At 70.6% G+C, this 19,306-nt stretch carries 15 protein-coding genes; 7 read left to right on the top strand and 8 right to left on the bottom strand.

The window, feature by feature from the left end; all coding sequences use genetic code 11:
* Positions 1-73: 73 nt before the first annotated feature.
* Positions 74-2,929, bottom strand: a complete 2,856-nt coding sequence (gene secA, locus IE267_RS29920; protein ID WP_161248887.1) for a preprotein translocase subunit SecA — start codon at positions 2,927-2,929, stop codon at positions 74-76.
* A 197-nt stretch (positions 2,930-3,126) separates the two neighbouring features.
* Between secA and IE267_RS29915 the strand changes: the two genes are divergently transcribed.
* On the top strand, positions 3,127-3,699 hold the full coding sequence (locus IE267_RS29915) for a GNAT family N-acetyltransferase (protein WP_167152942.1): 573 nt from the start codon (positions 3,127-3,129) through the stop codon (positions 3,697-3,699).
* 42 nt (positions 3,700-3,741) lie between these two features.
* On the top strand, positions 3,742-4,908 hold the full coding sequence (locus tag IE267_RS29910) for a winged helix-turn-helix domain-containing protein (protein ID WP_167152941.1): 1,167 nt from the start codon (positions 3,742-3,744) through the stop codon (positions 4,906-4,908).
* Here IE267_RS29910 and IE267_RS29905 read toward each other — a convergent pair.
* From IE267_RS29905 to mtnA, 7 genes are all read right to left on the bottom strand, one after another.
* Entirely contained in the window at positions 4,901-5,659 is a 759-nt protein-coding gene (locus IE267_RS29905) for a response regulator (RefSeq protein WP_161248881.1), read from the bottom strand. The genes IE267_RS29910 and IE267_RS29905 overlap by 8 nt on opposite strands.
* Positions 5,660-5,909: 250 nt before the next feature.
* The gene (gene hpf / locus IE267_RS29900) at positions 5,910-6,599 is read right to left on the bottom strand and encodes a ribosome hibernation-promoting factor, HPF/YfiA family (RefSeq protein WP_100578649.1); all 690 of its coding nucleotides are present in this window, start codon (positions 6,597-6,599) and stop codon (positions 5,910-5,912) included.
* Between the two features lie 313 nt (positions 6,600-6,912).
* Positions 6,913-7,761 carry a ComF family protein gene (locus IE267_RS39790; protein ID WP_229861491.1) on the bottom strand — a complete coding sequence of 283 codons (849 nt, stop codon included), beginning with the start codon at positions 7,759-7,761 and terminating at the stop codon, positions 6,913-6,915.
* A 68-nt stretch (positions 7,762-7,829) separates the two neighbouring features.
* The gene (locus IE267_RS29895; protein WP_373304608.1) at positions 7,830-9,746 is read right to left on the bottom strand and encodes an LpqB family beta-propeller domain-containing protein; all 1,917 of its coding nucleotides are present in this window, start codon (positions 9,744-9,746) and stop codon (positions 7,830-7,832) included.
* Complete coding sequence (gene mtrB / locus IE267_RS29890; RefSeq protein WP_189765362.1) at positions 9,736-11,742, bottom strand: MtrAB system histidine kinase MtrB; 2,007 nt, start codon at positions 11,740-11,742, stop codon at positions 9,736-9,738. The genes IE267_RS29895 and mtrB overlap by 11 nt, the downstream gene beginning before the upstream one ends.
* 1 nt (position 11,743) lies before the next feature.
* Complete coding sequence (gene mtrA, locus IE267_RS29885) at positions 11,744-12,433, bottom strand: two-component system response regulator MtrA (RefSeq protein ID WP_189389435.1); 690 nt, start codon at positions 12,431-12,433, stop codon at positions 11,744-11,746.
* 4 nt (positions 12,434-12,437) lie between these two features.
* Entirely contained in the window at positions 12,438-13,586 is a 1,149-nt protein-coding gene (mtnA, locus tag IE267_RS29880) for an S-methyl-5-thioribose-1-phosphate isomerase (RefSeq protein WP_189765361.1), read from the bottom strand.
* Positions 13,587-13,741: 155 nt separating this feature from the next.
* Here mtnA and IE267_RS29875 point away from each other — a divergent pair, with 155 nt between their 5' ends.
* Genes IE267_RS29875 through IE267_RS29855 form a run of 5 tightly spaced genes read left to right on the top strand, consistent with a single transcriptional unit; the run spans position 13,742 to position 19,167 of the window.
* Complete coding sequence (locus tag IE267_RS29875; RefSeq protein ID WP_189765360.1) at positions 13,742-14,983, top strand: DUF7847 domain-containing protein; 1,242 nt, start codon at positions 13,742-13,744, stop codon at positions 14,981-14,983.
* Between the two features lie 4 nt (positions 14,984-14,987).
* Positions 14,988-15,677 carry a DUF4129 domain-containing protein gene (locus IE267_RS29870; protein WP_189765359.1) on the top strand — a complete coding sequence of 230 codons (690 nt, stop codon included), beginning with the start codon at positions 14,988-14,990 and terminating at the stop codon, positions 15,675-15,677.
* A complete protein-coding gene (locus IE267_RS29865; protein ID WP_189765358.1) occupies positions 15,674-16,867 on the top strand; it encodes a DUF4350 domain-containing protein in 1,194 nt (397 codons plus the stop codon). Before IE267_RS29870 ends, IE267_RS29865 begins: the two co-directional genes overlap by 4 nt.
* The gene (locus IE267_RS29860) at positions 16,864-17,847 is read left to right on the top strand and encodes an AAA family ATPase (protein WP_189765357.1); all 984 of its coding nucleotides are present in this window, start codon (positions 16,864-16,866) and stop codon (positions 17,845-17,847) included. Before IE267_RS29865 ends, IE267_RS29860 begins: the two co-directional genes overlap by 4 nt.
* 9 nt (positions 17,848-17,856) lie before the next feature.
* Positions 17,857-19,167, top strand: coding sequence for a DUF58 domain-containing protein (locus tag IE267_RS29855; protein ID WP_189765356.1), 1,311 nt, complete (start codon positions 17,857-17,859; stop codon positions 19,165-19,167).
* Positions 19,168-19,306: the final 139 nt, after the last annotated feature.

Here is a 19,306-nt window from a genome sequence, read left to right as displayed (position 1 = left end):
CCCGGCACCTTCCCGGTGCCGGGCCCCGCTGGACGTACGGCCGGCGGCTGCGCCGCCCGCCTGTCCCTTGTGCCTACTTCTTGCGGCGGCGGCCACCCGTGGTCTTCTGGGCCTTGCGGCGCTCGGCGCGCGTCAGGCCGTCCGACTCCGAGCGGGCCGGCTCGTCGTCACCGTTGTCGAAGTCGCCCTCGACGACGCCGCCCTCACCGTCCACCGTGGGCGCCGAGAAGTGCAGCCGGTCGGGGCGCTGCGGGGCGTCCAGACCCTTGGCACGGATCTCCGGGCGCGCGGCCGGGATGGCGTCCTCCTTGCTGAGCGAGGGCGCGTCGGCGAGCGCGGAGTCCTCCACCGGGACCTCCTCGACCTGCTGCTCGACCTGGACCTCCAGGTTGAACAGATAGCCGACGGACTCCTCCTTGATGCCCTCCATCATGGCGTTGAACATGTCGAAGCCCTCGCGCTGGTACTCGACCAGCGGGTCCTTCTGCGCCATGGCCCGCAGGCCGATGCCCTCCTGGAGGTAGTCCATCTCGTAGAGGTGCTCGCGCCACTTGCGGTCCAGGACCGACAGGACCACGCGGCGCTCCAGCTCGCGCATGATGTCGGAACCGAGCTGCTCCTCGCGGGAGGCGTACTGCTCGTAGATGTCGTCCTTGACGGACTCCGCGATGAACTCGGCGGTGATGCCGGCGCGGTCGCCCGCGGCATCCTCCAGCTCCTCCACGGTGACCTTGACCGGGTAGAGCTGCTTGAAGGCGCCCCACAGCCGGTCCAGGTCCCACTCCTCGGCGAAGCCCTCGACGGTCTCGGCCTGGATGTAGGCGTCGATCGTGTCGTCCATGAAGTGCCTGACCTGCTCGTGCAGGTCCTCGCCCTCCAGGACGCGGCGGCGCTCGCCGTAGATGACCTCGCGCTGGCGGTTGAGCACCTCGTCGTACTTCAGGACGTTCTTGCGGGTCTCGAAGTTCTGCTGCTCGACCTGCGACTGGGCGGACGCGATCGCGCGCGTCACCATCTTGTTCTCGATCGGCACGTCGTCCGGGACGTTCGCCATCGACATGACGCGCTCGACCATCTGCGCCTTGAACAGGCGCATCAGGTCGTCGCCGAGCGACAGGTAGAAGCGGGACTCGCCCGGGTCGCCCTGACGGCCGGAACGGCCGCGCAGCTGGTTGTCGATGCGGCGCGACTCGTGCCGCTCGGTGCCGAGGACGTACAGGCCGCCGAGCTCCTTGACCTCTTCGAACTCGGCCTTGACGGCGAGCTCGGCCTTCTCCAGGGCGGCGGGCAGCGCCGCGGCCCACTCCTCGACGTGCTCCACCGGGTCGAGACCCGCCTGGCGCAGCTCGGCCTCGGCGAGGTCGTCCGGGTTGCCGCCGAGCTTGATGTCGGTGCCTCGTCCGGCCATGTTGGTGGCGACGGTGACGGCACCCTTGCGGCCGGCCTGGGCGACGATCGTCGCCTCCCGGTCGTGCTGCTTGGCGTTGAGCACCTCGTGCTGGATGCCGCGCTTGGAGAGCTGCTGCGAGAGGTACTCGGACTTCTCGACCGAGGTGGTGCCGACCAGGATCGGCTGGCCCTTCTCGTGCTTCTCGGCGATGTCGTCGACGACCGCCTCGAACTTGGCGACCTCGGTGCGGTAGATCAGGTCGGACTGGTCCTTGCGGACCATCGGCCGGTTGGTCGGGATCGGGACGACACCGAGCTTGTAGATCTGGTGGAACTCGGCCGCCTCGGTCATCGCCGTACCGGTCATGCCGGAGAGACCGGGCTCTTCCTTGCCCTGCTGGTCGTGCCGCTTGTAGAGGCGGAAGAAGTTCTGCAGGGTGATCGTGGCGAGGGTCTGGTTCTCGTCCTTGATGTCCACCCCTTCCTTCGCCTCGATCGCCTGGTGCATGCCCTCGTTGTAGCGGCGGCCGGCGAGGATACGGCCGGTGTGCTCGTCGACGATCATGACTTCGCCGTCCATGACGACGTAGTCCTTGTCCTTCTTGAACAGTTCCTTCGCCTTGATGGCGTTGTTCAGGTAACCGACGAGCGGGGTGTTCACCGACTCGTAGAGGTTGTCGATACCCAGCCAGTCCTCGACCTTGGCGACGCCCGGCTCGTGGATGGCGACGGTGCGCTTCTTCTCGTCGACCTCGTAGTCGCCGGTCTCCTCGATGCCCTTCAGCGGGTTGCCCGCCTCGCCCTTGGTCAGGCGCGTCACCAGCTTGGCGAAGTCGCCGTACCACTTGGTGGCCTGGTCGGCGGGGCCGGAGATGATCAGCGGCGTACGGGCCTCGTCGACCAGGATCGAGTCGACCTCGTCGACGATCGCGAAGTTGTGGCCGCGCTGGACGAGCTCGTCCTGGGACCACGCCATGTTGTCGCGCAGGTAGTCGAAGCCGAACTCGTTGTTCGTGCCGTACGTGATGTCGGCGGCGTACTGCGCGCGGCGCTCGGCGGGCGACATGTTGGCCAGGATGCAGCCGACCTCGAGGCCGAGGAACTTGTGCACCCGGCCCATCATCTCGGAGTCGCGCTCGGCCAGGTAGTCGTTCACCGTGATCAGGTGGACGCCCTTGCCGGACAGCGCGTTCAGGTAGGCCGGCAGCGTGCCGACGAGGGTCTTGCCCTCGCCGGTCTTCATCTCGGCGACATAGCCGAGGTGCAGCGCGGCTCCACCCATCATCTGGACGTCGTAGTGGCGCTGGCCGAGGACGCGCTTGGCGGCCTCGCGCACGGTCGCGAAGGCTTCGGGGAGCAGGTCGTCCAGGCTCTCGCCGTCCGCGTACCGCTGCTTGTACTCGTCAGTGAGGGCACGCAGCTCGGCGTCGGAGAGGTTGACGAAGTCCTCTTCGATGGAGTTGACCTGGTCCGCGATGCGGTGCAGCTTGCGCAGGATCTTGCCTTCGCCTGCACGCATGATCTTTGAGAGGACGGACACGGGGGTTGGTCTCCTTGCCGGTCGGGCCTGGCGCGGTCGAGTGGCTATGGGTGTGGATACAGCAACGGTCATCGTATGCGAGGACCCGGCCGCGCCGGGAGGTCTGCTGTTACGACAACGGACGGGACCGGCCGAAGGTGCCGGGCGGGTGGGGAAATGAGGTGGTTCCCGCAGCCGTGGGCAAGGACAATCGGGCGATGGAAGCCATAACGCTCACCACCGAACGCCTGCTGCTGCGCCCGGTCGGCCCCGAGGATTCCGACGCCGCCTACGCGGCTTGTCAGGATGCCGACATCCAGCGCTGGACGACCGTCCCCTCGCCCTATCTGCGCGAGCACGCGGAGGCCTTCACCTCCTCCTACGGCCCGGACGGCTGGCGCCACGACACCGACTACACCTTCGCAGTACTTACTGCGGACGACTCGGCCCTGGTCGCCATGATGAGCGTGACGCGGCGCGGCCCCGGCTGCGCGGAACTCGGCTTCTGGGCGACCAAGGAGCACCGCGGCCGCGGCTATGTGGTGGAGGCCGCGACCCGGGTGGCCCGCTGGGCCTTCGAGGCGGCCGCCGTCGACCGCCTCGAGTGGCGCGCGGAGGTCGGCAACGAGGCGTCCCGGGCCGTCGCCCTGAAGGCCGGCTTCACCCTGGAGGGCACGCTGCGCTCGGCGACCGTGCACCGGGGCAGCCGCCGCGACCACTGGGTCGGCTCGCTGCTCCCCGCGGACCTGGGCCTGCCCGGTGTGCTGCCCTACCTGCCCGCGCGGCCCTGACCTCCTCCCGCGTTGTCAGTGGCGGCCACTATCGTGCGGAGCATGACGAGCCTGCCGCCTGCCGCCGCCGAACTGTCCGCCGACGAGGCCCGCAGGATCGCCCTGCGCGCCCAGGGTTTCCTCGGCGCTGCCGACCGACGGGGCGGAGTGCGCGGGGTGTTGCGCCACCTGGGCGCGGTCCAGCTCGACACCATCTCCGTGCTCGCCCGCTCGCACGAGCTCGTCCCGTACGCCCGCCTGGGCGCGGTCGGCCGCCCGCGCATCGAGGAGGCGTACTGGAGCGGTGGCCACGCCTTCGAGTACTGGTCGCACGCGGCATGCATCCTGCCCGTCGAGGAGTGGCCGCACTTCGCGTTCCGCCGCCGCGCCTACCGCTCCCGGCCGCACTGGGGGCACGAGCTGCCGGACGGCGCCTATGAGCAGGTGATCAAGCAGCTGCACGCCGAAGGGCCGCTCACCGCAACGGACTTGGGCGGCGCCAAGAACAAGGGCGAGTGGTGGGACTGGTCGGCGTCCAAGGTCGCCGTCGAGCGCGCGCTGATGTACGGCGAGGTGGTCTGCACCGAGCGGCGCGGCTGGAAGCGGGTCTACGACCTGGCCGAGCGCGCCATTCCGGAGGCACTACTGCACGACGACCTGGACGACACCGAGTGCCTGCGCCGCCTGGTGCGGCTCGCCGGCCAGTCCCTGGGGGTGGGCACCCGGGCGGACATCGCCGACTACCACCGCCTCAAGGCCGAGCAGTTCGACGCCGTGGTCGCCGACTCGGGCCTGGTGCCGGTCACCGTGCAGGGCTGGGGCAAGCCCGCCTGGGCCGACCCCGAAGCACTGGCCACCGACCCCCGTGGCCGCCACCGCACCACGCTGCTGTCGCCGTTCGACTCACTGGTGTGGGACCGCGCCCGCACCGAGCGCGTCTTCGGTTTCACCCACCGCCTGGAGGCGTACGTCCCCAAACCCAAGCGGATCCACGGGTACTTCGCGATGCCGCTGCTCTCCGGCGGCAAGCTGGTCGGCCGTGTCGACCCGGCCCGTGAGGGCCGCACCCTGGTCGCCAAGCAGGTCTCGCTGGCCTCGCCGAAGGCCGTAAGGCCCATGGCGCAGGCCCTGTTGGAGGCAGCGACGTGGGTGGGCTGCGATGCGGTACGCGTCGAGCGGGCCGGGTCGCCGCAGGAAGCTGCGGCGCTCACCTCGGCACTGGCTACCTGATCTCCAGGATCTTCTCGCGCATCGCGTAGACCACCGCCTCCATCCTGGAGTGCAGCTGGAGCTTCTCCAGGATGTTGCGCACATGGTTCTTCACGGTGTTCTCGGAGATGAACAACTCCTTGGCGATGTCACGGTTGTTCATGCCCGTGGCCACCAGCTTGAGCACCTCCAGCTCACGCTCGGTGAGCCGGGGCGCGGGCACCAGGCGACGCTCGTCGGTGCGCTGGATCATCGACTTGAACTCGGTGAGCAGCTTGGAGGCCATCGAGGGGCTGATCTGCGACTGGCCGTCGGCGACCGCGCGGATCGCGGTCGCCACCTCGTCGGTGGAGATCTCCTTGAGGAGATAGCCCGTCGCCCCCGCCTTGATCGCGTCGTAGAGGTCCGCCTCCTCGTCGCTGATGGTCAGCATGATGATCTTCGCGCTGGGTGCCACCTCCTTGATGGAGGTGCAGGCCTCGATACCGCCGCGCCGGGGCATCCGTACGTCCATCAGCACGATGTCCGGCAACAGGTCGGCCGCCTTGTCCACCGCTTCCGCACCGTCTCCGGCCTCGCCGACGACCTGGATGTCCTCCTCGGCGGCCAGCACGATCTCGAGCCCCCGGCGGAAGAGGGCGTGGTCGTCCACCACCAGGACCCGGATCGGCTCCTTGCGGGAGCCGCCCGTGTCCATGCCGCTGTCGCGGTCCCCCCCGTTCCGGCTGTCGGCATGGGAACCGTCGTGCACCGGACCGAAGCTGTCCGCCATCGTTCCTCCCCCTGAAGGCCGTGGCCCGCGTTGGTGTGCTGCACCAACCACGCTCCAGGGAGCTGCGGTTGGCGTGCGACGCCATGATTTCATGCCCGGCCGACAGAAAGGTGGTCCAGTGGTCGCACGGTGGTGCCCCTGGGGGCGCACACGCGCTCCAGGGGCACCGTCATCCGTTGGTACGGCGCGCCGTCCTCAGCCGTTCAGCGCGCCCGCCCTGCGGGTCGATCCGTGATCCTTCCGGCCGGGGTCAGCCGCCCAGCGCACCGCCCGCACCGCTCGCGTCCTCGCCGGCGAGCGGGTCGGTCTCCAGGTGGATGACGCCGTAGTCGTAGGCGTGCCGCCGGTAGACGACACTGGGGTTCTTCGTCTCCGAGTCGACGAACAGGTAGAAGTCGTGCCCGACCAGCTCCATCTCGTAGAGAGCCTGGTCGAGCGTCATCGCGGCTGCCGTGTGCGTCTTCTCGCGGACCACCAGCGGTCCTTCGCCCTTCACTTCGAGCGAGCCGATCCTGGTGGTGGGGATGCGGTCTTCCTCCGAAGTGTCCACAAGCTCGCCGTTTCCGTTCAGCGACGCCACACCCGGCACGGCGTCGACGACCTCGGCGGCCGAGAGCCGGCCGTTGCCACGGCGCGTGTAGCGCTTGTCGTGCTGCTTGCGCAGCCGCGCCTCCAGCTTGCCGGTCGCCAGATCGAGCGCCGCGTAGGGGTCTGCCGCCGCCGCCTCCGCACGGATCACCGGGCCTCGCGAGTGGAGGGTGATCTCCACCCGGTCCGAGCGGTCCGCCTGCCGCGGGTTGTGTTCCTTGGACACCTCGACGTCGAGGCTGATTACCTTGCCGTCGAGCTTCTGGATCTTCTCCAGCTTCAGCTTCTCGGCCACGTGCTTGCGGAACCGCTCGGGCACCTCGGTCTTGCGGCCCTTGACGACGATGTCCACGCAGAACTCCGTTCCCGGATCACTCCGCTCTCTGCGGAGCTGCTCCCTTTTGCACCAGACCCCGGTGTATGCCGGGGCGTCGGACTCGGTGACGTATCACCTCCTCCTCCCCCGTCGAGAAGATCCCCACCCCACCAACTCGGGGGTAAGTGAAAACGCGCCGAAGCTCAGTCGTGCATTAAGTGAACGGGCTTTCGCCATTCCTCACAACCGAACATAGCTCTCTCGGCCGGTTGTCGGCACCCGCTACCCGCACGTACCTCCATTGGAGCGTTTCCACCCTCTCACTACCTGCAACGATGCAAGTTCTCGGTCAGTTCCGGTTTATTGCGAACGATTCCGGAGCCGCCGCGACAACCGCGGCGAGCGGGCGCCGGACATCGCCGTCCGGCGGGGCCGAACCGGCCCCACGCCGACGATGCGAAGCCCCCACCGAAGCAAATGCCGGAATTCCCTGCCCAGGGCATCCATCTCCCTGCCCAGGGCACCCATCTCCCTCCGGAGCGTTCCTGTCCCGACCGCCTACCCCGGCTGCCCGGATCACACGCGCCGCTTCCGCAAGGGATGCTCCGGTGGTCATCAGATCGTCCACCAGGACCACCTGGCCGCCCTCCAGGAGCCGTACGCCACCGCCTGCCACCATCAGGGCCCCCGACAGATTCCGGAGCCGCTGAGAGGCGCTGAGGCCCGCCTGGTCGGCCACCGTGCGGCGCTGGCGCAGGACCGCGGCGACCCGGGCGTCCGTTCCGCTCCGCCGCAGCTCACCGGCCGCGGCAAGCGCGATGCGCCGGGTCGCGTCGTGCCCGCGGGCCCGTACCGCACGCCGCGACGACGGCACCGGGACCAGGAGCAACGGCCCCCGTCCGCAAGGAGCCGCGGCCGCCCGCGCCGCTCCGGCGAGTGCCTGACCGAGCACCCCGGCGAGACCGAGCGCGCCCCGCTCCTTGTGGCCGAGCAGCACCGCGCGCACCGCGTCCTCGTAGGGCGCGGCCGCGTACACGGCGGGCAGCCCGGCGGGCTCCGGTGCCGGGCGCACCCGGCACGCGGGCGCCCCGAGCAGCGCCGCCCTGCACCGCGCGCACAGCGCCGTACGCGGCCTGCCGCAGCCGCCGCACGCAGTCGGCAGCACAAGGCCGGAGAACTCCCGCCACCACCCCCGCATGGCCTCCACTGTGCCGACGCGAGCGGTCAGCCGCCACCCCTGTGGACAACCCGTCCCCAGGCCCGTGACTAGCCCGGATAGGCGGGCGCCGAGCCCTTCTTGACGGCCGTGCGCCAGTTCGCTCCGGGCGGCAGCCGGACGATGCCGTCCTCCTGCGAGTGCGCCACCAGCGGCATCCGGTCGTCGTCGGTGGCGGCCACGTCCGTGACCTTGTTGACGCTCGGCAGGGTGCCGGAGGCCGACGTGGACCCGTCCGTCTGCACATAGCGCAGCTGCTGCGAGACGCCGCCGATCTCCTTGCCGACCACCACGAGACGGCTGCGCCCGGCCCACGACACGGCCGTCACGTCCTCCATCTGCGGTGCCCCGGGGCGCAGTTCGACCACCGAGACCACGCTCTTGTCGCCCTCGCCGCTCCGCTCGACCCGGCCGATCCGCAGCGTCGTGTGGGTGCCGTCGGACACGAGCAGCGCGGCGCGCACCCCGTCCACCGACATCCGCACCTGCTCGATGCGCCCGCCGTTGAGACCGGCGACGTCGACCGTCTGCGGACCCCCCGCACCCTGCACGAGGCGCAGCAGCCGCGGCTTGGCGGCGTTGCGGTCGGCCACCCACAGGTCGCCTCGCCCGTCCCAGCTCGGCGCCGAGAGGCCGCCGTCCTTCGCGTCCTTGTCGTCGCTGGTCACCTGCGTACGCGCCAGGGCGCCATCGGCTGCGAGCGGGGCCACGAGCAGGGACTTGCCGTCCGCCGACACCCCGGCCGCGCGCTTCTCGTCCCGCGAGACCGCGACGGTACGCACCTGCTGCTCGCCCTTGCCGAACGGACCCTGCACCGGCTCGGTCACCACCGAGGCGTCCGAACCGTCCGCGGAGTCGGTGCCGTCCGTGCTGCCGCCCGAGCTGTCCGAGCCGCCCGCGTCGGCCCGCATCCGCTCGACATGGCCGCCCGCGTCGACGAAGTACTGGCCGGGACTGGTCGACATGCGGTCCGGCGCGTACGTCTCGGCCTGATCGCCGCTGAGCACACACAGCTGGGAGCCGTTGGCCCGGTCGAGCTCCACCTGACCGACCCGCGTGGTCGTCAAGTCCCGCAGCGTGAAGAGGATTTGGGCCGCCATGCGCTTGCACTGCGCCTCGCCGGCGTTGGAGGCACGCTCGTTCAGCGGCACCTTCAGGGCGTTGCGGTCGTCCAGGGCGAGGGACTTGGTGTCGCCCTTCAGCGCCGTCCCCGAGGGGAACTTCGACGAGACCACCGGTTCGAGCCAGCTCGTCGGGCCGTCCAGGACGGACTGCACCGTCTGCGTGATCAGGTTCATCTGCGTCACGGGGTCGGTGCGCAGCCGCATGTACACCGGGTCGGCGACCAGGCGGTCCTGGCCCATCGCGAAGTAGTACTTGTTGACGGACCGGTAGATGCGCTGGAAGTCGGACTGGCCGAGCAGCAACCCCTCCGGCAGCGCGTCGATGCGCCACTCACGACCCGTACCGTCGGCGCCGCTCTGGCGGACCAGGTGGATGGTCTGGCTGTACGTGTCCTGAGGCTTGAACGGCTGGTAGGCGTGCTGCTTGTCGACGAGGGCGACGGGCTTGCCGGACACCGTGAAGGTGAAGCCGTTCGCGTCCGCGCCCCGGTCGGCCGAGCGGTTGGGCTGCGGGTCGGGGCCGTCGGCCAGGACCGTGACCGTGGTCGCCCGCCAGTCCATCGCCGCTTTCGGCGTCAGATACTGGCGGGCCATCGCGAACTGGGGGTCGTCACTGGTCATGGCTTCCAGGAAGCCCGAGACGATCTCGTTGGGCTCGGCGCCCGGCCGCGGCGGCACGGCGTACACCTGCACCTGCGAGTCGGCGCGCTGGGACGCCGAGACCGAGTGCACATCGCCGCTGCTCGGCATGGACGCGCAGCCCGACACGAGCAGCGAGCCGCAGCCGAGGACGACCACCGCCCCCAGCAGTTTGCCGCGGGCTCTCCCCCGGTCAGCGCCCACGGGCCGATCCCTCCTGGTCAGTCGTTTCGACGAAGCGCTCTGGGTCCGCCGTGCCGTCCTCACGCGCCGCCCCCGTACGCGCGCCCGGCTCCGTCTCGGGTCGACGTGCCACCACCCGGCCACCACCGCCACCGCCGGGCAGTCCGGCGGGGCTGGCGGCCGGGCCCGAGGTGTGCGGGCGTGCCGGGGCCGTGGGCGGCACCGGCAGCGCGGAGCGGTCCAGTCGGGGTATCGGCACGGTGGAGAGCCGGTTGCCCTGGGCCCCTGAGGACCCGGCTTCGGCCTTGGCCCGCTCACGGGCGGCCCGTGAGTCCTCGGGCTCCAGCGGTATCGGCGATCCCCGCAGCGGCTCGTCGGCGGTGCGGGGCAGGGTCAGCCGGAACTGGGAACCCCCGCCGGGCTCGCCCCAGGCCTGCAGCCAGCCGCCGTGCAGTCGCGCGTCCTCGACGGCGATCGACAGGCCGAGCCCGGTACCGCCGGTGGTACGGGCCCGCGCCGGATCGGCCCGCCAGAACCGGTTGAACACCCGGGTCGCCTCGCCGGGCTTGAGCCCGACGCCGTAGTCCCGCACGGCGACGGCGACAGCGCCACCGGCCGCCGCGAGGCGCACCACGACGTCCCGGCCCTCGCCGTGCTCGACGGCGTTGACCACCAGGTTGCGCAGTACCCGCTCGACTCGGCGGGCATCCGCCTCGGCGACCACGGGCTGTTCGTCGCCGGCCACCCGTATCCGGGTGCCCTTGCGCTCGGCGAGCGGCTCGGCACCCTCGATGACACGGCGTACGACCTCACGCAGGTCTATCGGCTCGGCCTCCAGCGCGGCCGCGCCCGCGTCGAACCGGCTGATCTCCAGGAGGTCGGCGAGCAACGACTCGAAGCGGTCGAGCTGTCCGGCGAGCAGCTCGGCCGAGCGTGCCGTCACCGGATCGAAGTCGACGCGCGCCTCGTGGATGACGTCGGCCGCCATCCGTACGGTCGTCAGGGGGGTGCGCAGCTCGTGCGAGACGTCGGAGACGAATCGCCGCTGCATCCGCGACAGCTCCTCCAGCTGGTTGATCTTGACCTGGAGGTTCTGTGCCATCTTGTTGAAGGCCTCGCCGAGCCGGGCGATGTCGTCCTCGCCGGTGACCTTCATCCGCTCTCTGAGCACGCCCGTGGAGAGCCGCTCGGCGACTCCGGCCGCCATGCGCACCGGCGTGACCACCTGCCGCACGACGAGCCAGGCGATCGCCCCGAGCAGCACCACGACGAACAGCCCCGCGGTCGCCAGCGTCGTCTTGACCAGGGTGAGCGACTTCTCCTCCTGCACCAGCGGGAAGAGGTAGTAGAGCTGGTAGGACTGCCCGTCGACGTCCTTGAGCCGGGTGCCCACCACGAGCCCGGGCTCGGCCTCCTGGCCGTCGGTGAACTTGATCGAGGTGTACGTCTTGAAGGCACCCGTACCCTCGTCGACGCTGTCGCGCAGGCTCTGCGGAACACTGGCGCGGGGGTCGACGTATCCGGAGGCGCGCGGGCCCCGGTTGCTGGACGCCGAGTCCGAGTCGGAGGACGCCGAGCCCAGGGCGACGACGTAGAACGCGCCCTGGCCACTGCTGGCGAGCTGGGTCACCAGATCGTTGCGCCAGCTCACCGACGAGCCGGAGCCACGACCGCCCGAAGCGGTGTCGTCACCGGCCGAGACCGGGCTGCCGGCCTTGTCCTTGGCGACCGCGAAGCCGCCCGCGGACTGGCTCTCGGCCGCCTTCTCCTTGGTGTCGAGCAGGCCGTTGCGTACCGCCCCGATCACCACGAAGCCGAGCAGCACGACCACGCCCAGTGACATCAGCAAGGTGGCCGCGACCACCCGGAGCTGGATGTTGCGACGCCACAGCCGTGCGGCGGGCAGCAGCGGACGCCGCAGCCAGCGCACGACGAGGCGCAGCACCGGACCGCCGGGCGCCCCGTCCTGGAGCAGCCGGCCGCCCCAGGACGTCTTGCGCCCAGCTTCTTGGGTCATCTCAGCTCGGTCCTGCCTTGTAACCGACCCCACGGACGGTCACCACGATCTCCGGCCGCTCGGGGTCCTTCTCGACCTTCGAGCGAAGCCGCTGCACATGCACGTTGACCAGGCGGGTGTCCGCCGCGTGGCGGTAGCCCCAGACCTGTTCGAGGAGTACTTCTCGAGTGAACACCTGCCACGGCTTGCGGGCGAGCGCGACCAAGAGGTCGAACTCCAGCGGGGTCAGGGCGATCGACTGCCCGTCCCGCTTCACCGAGTGGCCTGCCACGTCGATGACCAGATCGCCGATGGCGAGCTGCTCCGGCGCAGGCTCCTCGGACCTGCGCAGCCGGGCCCGGATCCGGGCGACCAGCTCCTTCGGCTTGAACGGCTTCACGATGTAGTCGTCGGCCCCGGACTCCAGGCCGACCACCACGTCCACGGTGTCGCTCTTAGCGGTGAGCATGACGATCGGCACACCCGACTCGGCCCTGATCAGCCTGCAGACCTCGATGCCATCCCGTCCGGGCAGCATGAGATCGAGCAGCACCAGGTCGGGCTTGGCGTCACGGAATGCCGCCAGTGCCTTGTCGCCATCCGCTACGAACGACGGCTCAAAACCTTCTCCACGCAACACAATGCCGAGCATCTCGGCCAGTGCGGTGTCGTCGTCGACGACAAGGACGCGTCCCTTCATAAACGTCATCATCCCATTAGCTAATCGTTACCTGGCGTGACCTGGCACACAGCTCTCTCAGACCGCCCCCTGTCACCGGGGACAGCACCCCCTCCTCCGTGACGATCGCCGTCACCAGTTCCGGCGGTGTCACATCGAAGGCGGGGTTGTACGCCTGGGTCCCCAGCGGTGCCACCGGAAGGCCGGAACCCGACCCCCAGCCGCCGCCCGCGGCCTGCGGCACTGTGAGCTCCGTCACTTCCTGGCCGGGCCGCTGCTCGACCTCGATCGCGGCGCCGTCGGGGGTCTCCAGATCCACCGTGGTGACGGGTGCGACCACGATGAAGGGCACGTGGTGGTACTTGGCGAGCACGGCGAGCGGATAACTGCCCACCTTGTTCGCCACCGAGCCGTCGGCCGCGATCCGGTCGGCGCCGATGAGGACGGCATCGACCTCACCGGCCGCGAAGAGCGAGCCGGCCGCATTGTCGCTCAGCAGGCTGTAAGCCATCCCGCTGCCCGCAGCCTCGTAGGCGGTCAGCCGCGACCCCTGCAGCAGCGGTCGCGTCTCGTCCACCCAAAGCCGCCGCAGATGGCCCGCCCGGTGCGCGGCGAGGGCGACCGCGAAGGCGGTGCCCTCACCGCCGGACACCAGGCGCCCGGTGTTGCAGTGGGTGAGGATGCGGTGGCTGCCGCCCGGCAGCAGCTCGTCGAGCAGTGTGAGCCCGTGCCGGGCCATCCGGGCACTGGCCTCGGCGTCCGCCCGGTGCAGCTCCTTGGCGGCGGCCAGCGCCGCGGCCCCGGCCTCCGCCGCGCTCCCGCCCTTCTCCGCCACCGCCCGGTACGCCCCGGCCGCCAGCCGCACTCCGTACGCCAGGTTGACCGCGGTGGGCCTGGCCCCCGCGAGCAGCGCCGCCGCCTCGTCCACGTCGTAGCCACGGGCCGCGGCGAGCGCGACCCCGTAGGCGCCTGCGATGCCGAGCAGTGGGGCTCCGCGTACCGCCAGCTTCTGAATGGCCAGCACGAGGCCCGGCACATCGGTGCAGACCAGCTCCATCTCCTCGGCGGGCAGCCGGGTCTGGTCCAGGAGGACCAGTACCGGGCCCTCCGGCGGATCGTCCCAGCGCAGCGAAGGTATGCCCGAAGGGCCGGGCCCCGTGGTGGTTCGCACGTCCTGATCAGCCATCCGCCCAGTCTGCCCCGGAAGCCGCCGACAATTGAAGGTGCCAACGAGATACGGGGGCAGGTCCATGGCCGGGATCCACGTGACACCATGGCAGCCAACCCGAAGGAGCCGGCGTGCGCAGCCGGTCCCGCGACCAATCCACGAGGTGGACGACCGTGAACGACTCTCCGGGCTGGGCCTCGCCCGGATCGCCCTCCTCCGACGGCGACAACTCCGGCACGCCTCCGACCCCGGAACCCTCCGACCGGGCCCGCGCCTCGTCGAAGTGGTCCCAGGACCAGCCCCCGGCCGCCCAGTGGTCCGCGCCGGGCGCGAGCCCGACTCCGCAGCAGACCCCGGGCCGTGGCGCGGGGCAGCAGGGCCCCGGCGGCTGGGGACAGATCCCCGGACAGCCCCCCGGCGGCCACTGGAACCAGAACTACGGCCGCCCGCCCGCAGCCAAGCCCGGCGTCATCCCGTTGCGCCCGCTGGGTGTCGGCGAGATCCTCGACGGCGCCGTCTCCACGGCACGCGCCCACTGGCGCACGGTCCTCGGCCTCACGCTGACCGTCGCGGTGATCTCGCAGATCGCCCAGATCCTCGCCACCCGCTACCTCGTCCCGGCCCCGGCCTCCATCAACCCGAACGCCACCGGCACCGAAGCCGTCAACCAGGCCGTCGACGCGATGCAGTCCAGCCTGGTCGACCTCCTGCCGCCGCTGGTGATCGGTCAGTTCGCCACGCTGTTCACCATGGCCGTCCTCACCATCGTGGTCAGCCGTTCCGTGCTCGGCCGCGAGGTGAGCCTGGGGGACGCCTGGGCCGAGGCACGGCCGCGGCTGCTGAGCCTGTTCGGCCTGCTGGCCCTGCTGTTCGTCATGTGCGGAGCGATCATCGCCGTCGGCATCCTGCCCGGCGCACTCATCGGGGGTGCCGGAGGCCTCGCGCTGGCCCTGCTCGGCGGCACGGCCGCGTTCGTGGTCGCGCTGTGGCTGTACATCCGCTTCAGCCTCGCCTCCCCGGCCCTGATGCTGGAGAAGCAGAGCATCGTCCAGTCGCTGCGACGCTCCAGCAAGCTGGTCAACGGCTCCTGGTGGCGCATCTTCGGCATCATCTCGCTGACGTCGCTGCTGGCGTTCATCGTCTCGATGATCGTCATGATCCCGTTCGCGCTCGTCGCGACGGCGGTGGACAGCAGTTCCTTCCACGGTCTCCTCGACGGCACCACCCCCGACTACAACTGGGCCTACCTGATCGTCTCCGGCATCGGGGCCGTGATCGGATCGGCGATCACCTACCCGATCGCAGCCAACGCCAGCGTCCTGCTCTACATCGACCAGCGCATTCGGCGCGAGGCCCTCGACCTCGAACTGGCCCGCGCCGCCGGCGTTCCCGGCTACGAGACACCTCGGAGCTGATGCAGTGCCAGAAGCGGGGGGCTTCATCACAGCGCGACTGCTGAGCGGCGCATCCGGCACGCCACCGGTGGACATCGGACGCGACCCCGCCCGGGAGGCGGCGCGGCGCGAACTGTCCGATCCGGCGTACCACCAGAACGACCCGAGCCTCCTCCAGCGCGGGCTCAACAAGTTCTGGGGCTGGGTCGGTTCGCTCTTCGACTCGGCATCGGGGGTCACGCCCGGCGGCGCGCTCGGCCTGGTCGTGGTCGCCGTCGCCGCCATCGCGCTGATCGGCGCCCTGTGGTGGCGGCTCGGCACCCCGCAGCGGGCCGCCGTCCCGGGCGGCACCGTCTTCGACGACCGCCCCCGCAGCGCCGCCGAACACCGCAGCGCGGCCGAGGCGCACGCCGCCGCCCACCGCTGGAACGACGCCGTCCAGGAACAGATGCGCGCCATCGTCCGCTCGCTCGAAGAGCGGGCCCTCCTCGACCCCCGCCCGGGGCGCACCGCCGACGAGGCCGCGGCCGAAGCCGGCCGCCCACTGCCCGGCCACGCGAACCGACTCCACGCCGCCGCCCGCGCGTTCGACGACGTCACATACGGCGGCCGCACCGCCGACGAGGCGACGTACATACGGCTGCACGACCTGGACCGGGATCTGGAACGCAGCAAGCCCGCCCTGAGCAATGCGATCCACGGGGCCGCCGAATGACCGCCGCCTCGGCCGCCCCCACCTCCACCTCCACCTCGGTCACGGCCCGCCACGTGTGGACCCGTACGCGCGGACTGGCCCTCGCTCTGGTCATCCTGATAGCCGCCGGCATCGCCCTCGCGGCGCTCCGCTCCGACGCCCAGCACGGCAGCCTCGACCCACGCTCCGCCGACGAATACGGCAGCCGAGCCGTCGCCGAGCTGCTCAAGGCCCAGGGCGTCTCCACCAGCGTCGTCACCACACTCGGCGAGGCGACGACCGCCGCCGGGCCGGACACCACCCTCCTGATCACCGTGCCCGACCTCCTGACGGAGGGCCAGCAGCGCCAACTCCGCGCCGCCACCGCCGACTCCGGCGGCCGCACGATCCTCGTCGCTCCTACCTCGCCGTCGCTGAGCATCCTCGCTCCCGACGTACGCGCCGAAAGCCCGGTCCCGGTCCAACCGCGCGACCCCGGCTGCAGCCGGCCGGACGCCACCCGCGCGGGCCGCGCCGACACCGGCGGCATCCGCTACGCGGGCCCCGACGAGAACAACGACGGCTGCTACCCCGCCGACGGTCTGCCCACCCTGCTCCGCACCCCCGCGGCACGCGGGCAGGGCGACACGGTCCTGCTCGGCGCCCCCGATCTGCTCCTCAACCACCGGCTCGACGAGGAGGGCAACGCCTCTCTCGCCCTCCAACTCCTGGGCACTCGTTCGCATGTGGTCTGGTACCTCCCCTCGCTGGGCGATGTGTCGGCCACCGACGGTGGCAAACGCTCCTTCTTCGAACTGATCCCGTCCGGATGGCTGTGGGCCACCCTCCAACTCGGCCTCGCCGCCGTGCTCGCCGCCATCTGGCGTGCCCGACGGCTCGGCCCGCTCGTCACCGAGCGGCTCCCGGTCGCCATCCGCGCGTCCGAGGCGACCGAAGGCCGCGCCCGCCTCTACCGCAAGGCCAACGCCCGCGACCGCGCGGCCGACACCCTTCGTGGAGCCACCCGCAGCCGCCTGGCCCCGCTCCTCGGCGTGGCCCCCTCGGCGGCGCACTCCCCCGATGTCCTCATCCCGGCCGTCTCCGCCCGGCTCCCCGCGGCCGGCCGTGATCCCTTTTCCCTGCTCTTCGGCCCAACACCGGCCGACGACGCCGCACTTGTCCGCCTCGCGGACGAACTGGACGCCCTCGAAAGAGAGGTACGCACTTCATGAGCGACCGCACCCCGGAGACCACGGCGACCCCGGACAGCGCACGCGCTTCCCTCGAAGCCCTGCGCGCCGAGATCGCCAAGGCTGTAGTCGGCCAGGACTCCGCCGTCACCGGCCTCGTCGTCGCCCTGCTCTGCCGCGGCCACGTGCTGCTCGAAGGTGTACCGGGCGTCGCCAAGACCCTCCTGGTGCGCGCTCTGGCAGCCTCCCTCGAACTCGACACCAAGCGCGTTCAGTTCACTCCCGATCTGATGCCGAGTGACGTCACCGGATCGCTCATCTACGACGCCCGCACGGCGGAGTTCTCCTTCCAGCCCGGCCCGGTCTTCACCAATCTGCTGCTCGCGGACGAGATCAACCGGACTCCGCCCAAGACCCAGTCCTCCCTGCTCGAAGCCATGGAGGAGCGTCAGGTCACGGTCGACGGCACGCCGCGCCTCCTGCCCGACCCGTTCCTCGTGGCAGCCACCCAGAACCCGGTCGAATACGAGGGCACGTACCCGCTGCCCGAGGCCCAACTGGACCGGTTCCTACTGAAGTTGACGGTCCCGCTGCCCTCACGACAGGACGAGATAAACGTCCTGTCGCGGCATGCGAACGGCTTCAACCCTCGCGACCTCAAGGCAGCAGGCATACGCCCGGTGGCCGGCCCCGCCGACCTCGACGCTGCCCGCGCCGCCGTAGCCAAGACCGCCGTCTCGGACGAGATCGCCGGCTATGTCGTCGATATCTGTCGTGCCACGCGTGAATCCCCCTCGCTCAGCCTCGGGGTCTCCCCCCGAGGCGCCACCGCCCTGCTCTCCACGGCCCGTGCCTGGGCCTGGCTCACCGGACGGGACTACGTCATCCCGGACGATGTGAAAGCCCTGGCACTACCCACACTTCGTCACCGCATCCAGCTGCGTCCCGAAGCCGAGATGGAGGGCGTCACCGCCGACTCCGTCATCACTTCGGTCCTCGCCCACGTCCCCGTGCCCCGCTGAGGCGACCCCATGGCCCTCACCGGACGCTCCGCACTCCTAGCCGCTCTCTGCTCCGTCCCGGTCGGCGTCTTCGCGCCGGGATGGACCGGGATGCTCGCGATCAACGCTCCCCTTGCACTCGCAATTCTGTGCGACTACACCTGCGCCGCGCCAGTGCGAAAGCTCCGATTCACCCGAAGCGGTGATACGTCAGTTCGACTGGGTGACGCGGCCACCGTCGACCTCACCATCACCAATCCTTCGAACCGCCGCCTCCGTGCCCAGCTGAGGGACGCCTGGCCGCCCAGCAGTTGGCACCCCGACACCGAACAGGCAGCTTCACGCCACCAGTTGACCGTTCCGGCCGGCGAACGAAGCCGCCTCTCGACAGCGCTGCGCCCGACCCGCCGGGGCGACCGCCACGCAGCCCGCATCACGGTCCGCTCATACGGCCCCCTCGGCCTGGCCGCCCGCCAGGGCAGCCACGAAGTCCCCTGGACGGTACGCGTCCTGCCGCCGTTCACCAGCCGCAAGCACCTGCCGTCACGCCTCGCCAGGCTTCGTGAACTCGACGGCCGAACCAGCGTGTTGACCCGCGGCGAAGGAACCGAGTTCGACAGCCTCCGCGAGTACGTCCCCGGCGACGACACCCGCTCCATCGACTGGCGCGCGACCGCCCGCCAGGGCAATGTCGCCGTACGCACCTGGCGCCCTGAGCGCGACCGCCATGTACTCGTCGTCCTCGACACGGGACGTACTTCTGCCGGCCGCGTCGGTGATGTACCCCGCCTCGACGCGGCCATGGACGCCGCACTCCTGCTCGCTGCCCTCGCTTCACGTGCCGGCGACCGGGTCGACCTCCTCGCGTACGACCGCCGTGTGCGCGCCCAGGTCCAGGGCCGAGCGGCAGGCGAGCTCCTGCCCGCGCTGGTCAACGCGATGGCCCCCCTCGAACCGTCCCTGGTGGAAACGGACGCCCGCGGCCTCGCGTCAGCGGCACTGACACATGCTCCGCGCCGCTCTCTCCTCGTCCTGCTCACCAGCCTGGACACGGCCGCGGCCGAGGAGGGCCTGCTCCCCGTACTCCCTCAACTGACCCAGCGCCACACAGTGTTGGTGGCGGCGGTGGCCGATCCCCATATAAAGCGGATGGCGGCGGGCCGGGGCGACGTGGAGGCGGTCTACGAGGCGGCCGCAGCCGCTCAGACCCAAGAACAGCGTCGTCGCACAGCAGAGAAGCTGATGCGTCACGGCGCCACGGTCGTCGACGCCACCCCGGATGAACTGGCGCCGGCTCTGGCCGACGCCTATCTCGACCTCAAGGCAGCGGGCCGCCTGTAGGCCTGGGCGTCGAGAACCTGTTTTTAAGGGGGGAGGGTTGATGATTACCGCTCCCCCTCACCGTTCAACAGTTCCACAACGCGAAAAAGCCCCGCATCGTGACCCGTATTTCTACAGATCATGATGCGGGACTTTCCCC

This window comes from Streptomyces xanthochromogenes (assembly GCF_014650455.1).
Classification (GTDB): Bacteria; Actinomycetota; Actinomycetes; order Streptomycetales; family Streptomycetaceae; genus Streptomyces; species Streptomyces xanthochromogenes.
The sequence above is the reverse complement of the archived record's forward strand: the minus strand, read 5'-3'. Positions and strand labels throughout refer to the sequence as shown.

Coding starts and splice junctions, on each gene's coding strand:
- IE267_RS29915 (WP_167152942.1), top strand. CDS start 3,127: ATGGAAGCCATAACGCTCACCACCGAACGCCTGCTGCTGCGCCCGGTC.
- IE267_RS29910 (WP_167152941.1), top strand. CDS start 3,742: ATGACGAGCCTGCCGCCTGCCGCCGCCGAACTGTCCGCCGACGAGGCC.
- IE267_RS29905 (WP_161248881.1), bottom strand. CDS start 5,659: ATGGCGGACAGCTTCGGTCCGGTGCACGACGGTTCCCATGCCGACAGC.
- IE267_RS39790 (WP_229861491.1), bottom strand. CDS start 7,761: ATGCGGGGGTGGTGGCGGGAGTTCTCCGGCCTTGTGCTGCCGACTGCG.
- mtrB (WP_189765362.1), bottom strand. CDS start 11,742: ATGACCCAAGAAGCTGGGCGCAAGACGTCCTGGGGCGGCCGGCTGCTC.
- mtrA (WP_189389435.1), bottom strand. CDS start 12,433: ATGATGACGTTTATGAAGGGACGCGTCCTTGTCGTCGACGACGACACC.
- mtnA (WP_189765361.1), bottom strand. CDS start 13,586: ATGGCTGATCAGGACGTGCGAACCACCACGGGGCCCGGCCCTTCGGGC.
- IE267_RS29865 (WP_189765358.1), top strand. CDS start 15,674: ATGACCGCCGCCTCGGCCGCCCCCACCTCCACCTCCACCTCGGTCACG.
- IE267_RS29860 (WP_189765357.1), top strand. CDS start 16,864: ATGAGCGACCGCACCCCGGAGACCACGGCGACCCCGGACAGCGCACGC.
- IE267_RS29855 (WP_189765356.1), top strand. CDS start 17,857: ATGGCCCTCACCGGACGCTCCGCACTCCTAGCCGCTCTCTGCTCCGTC.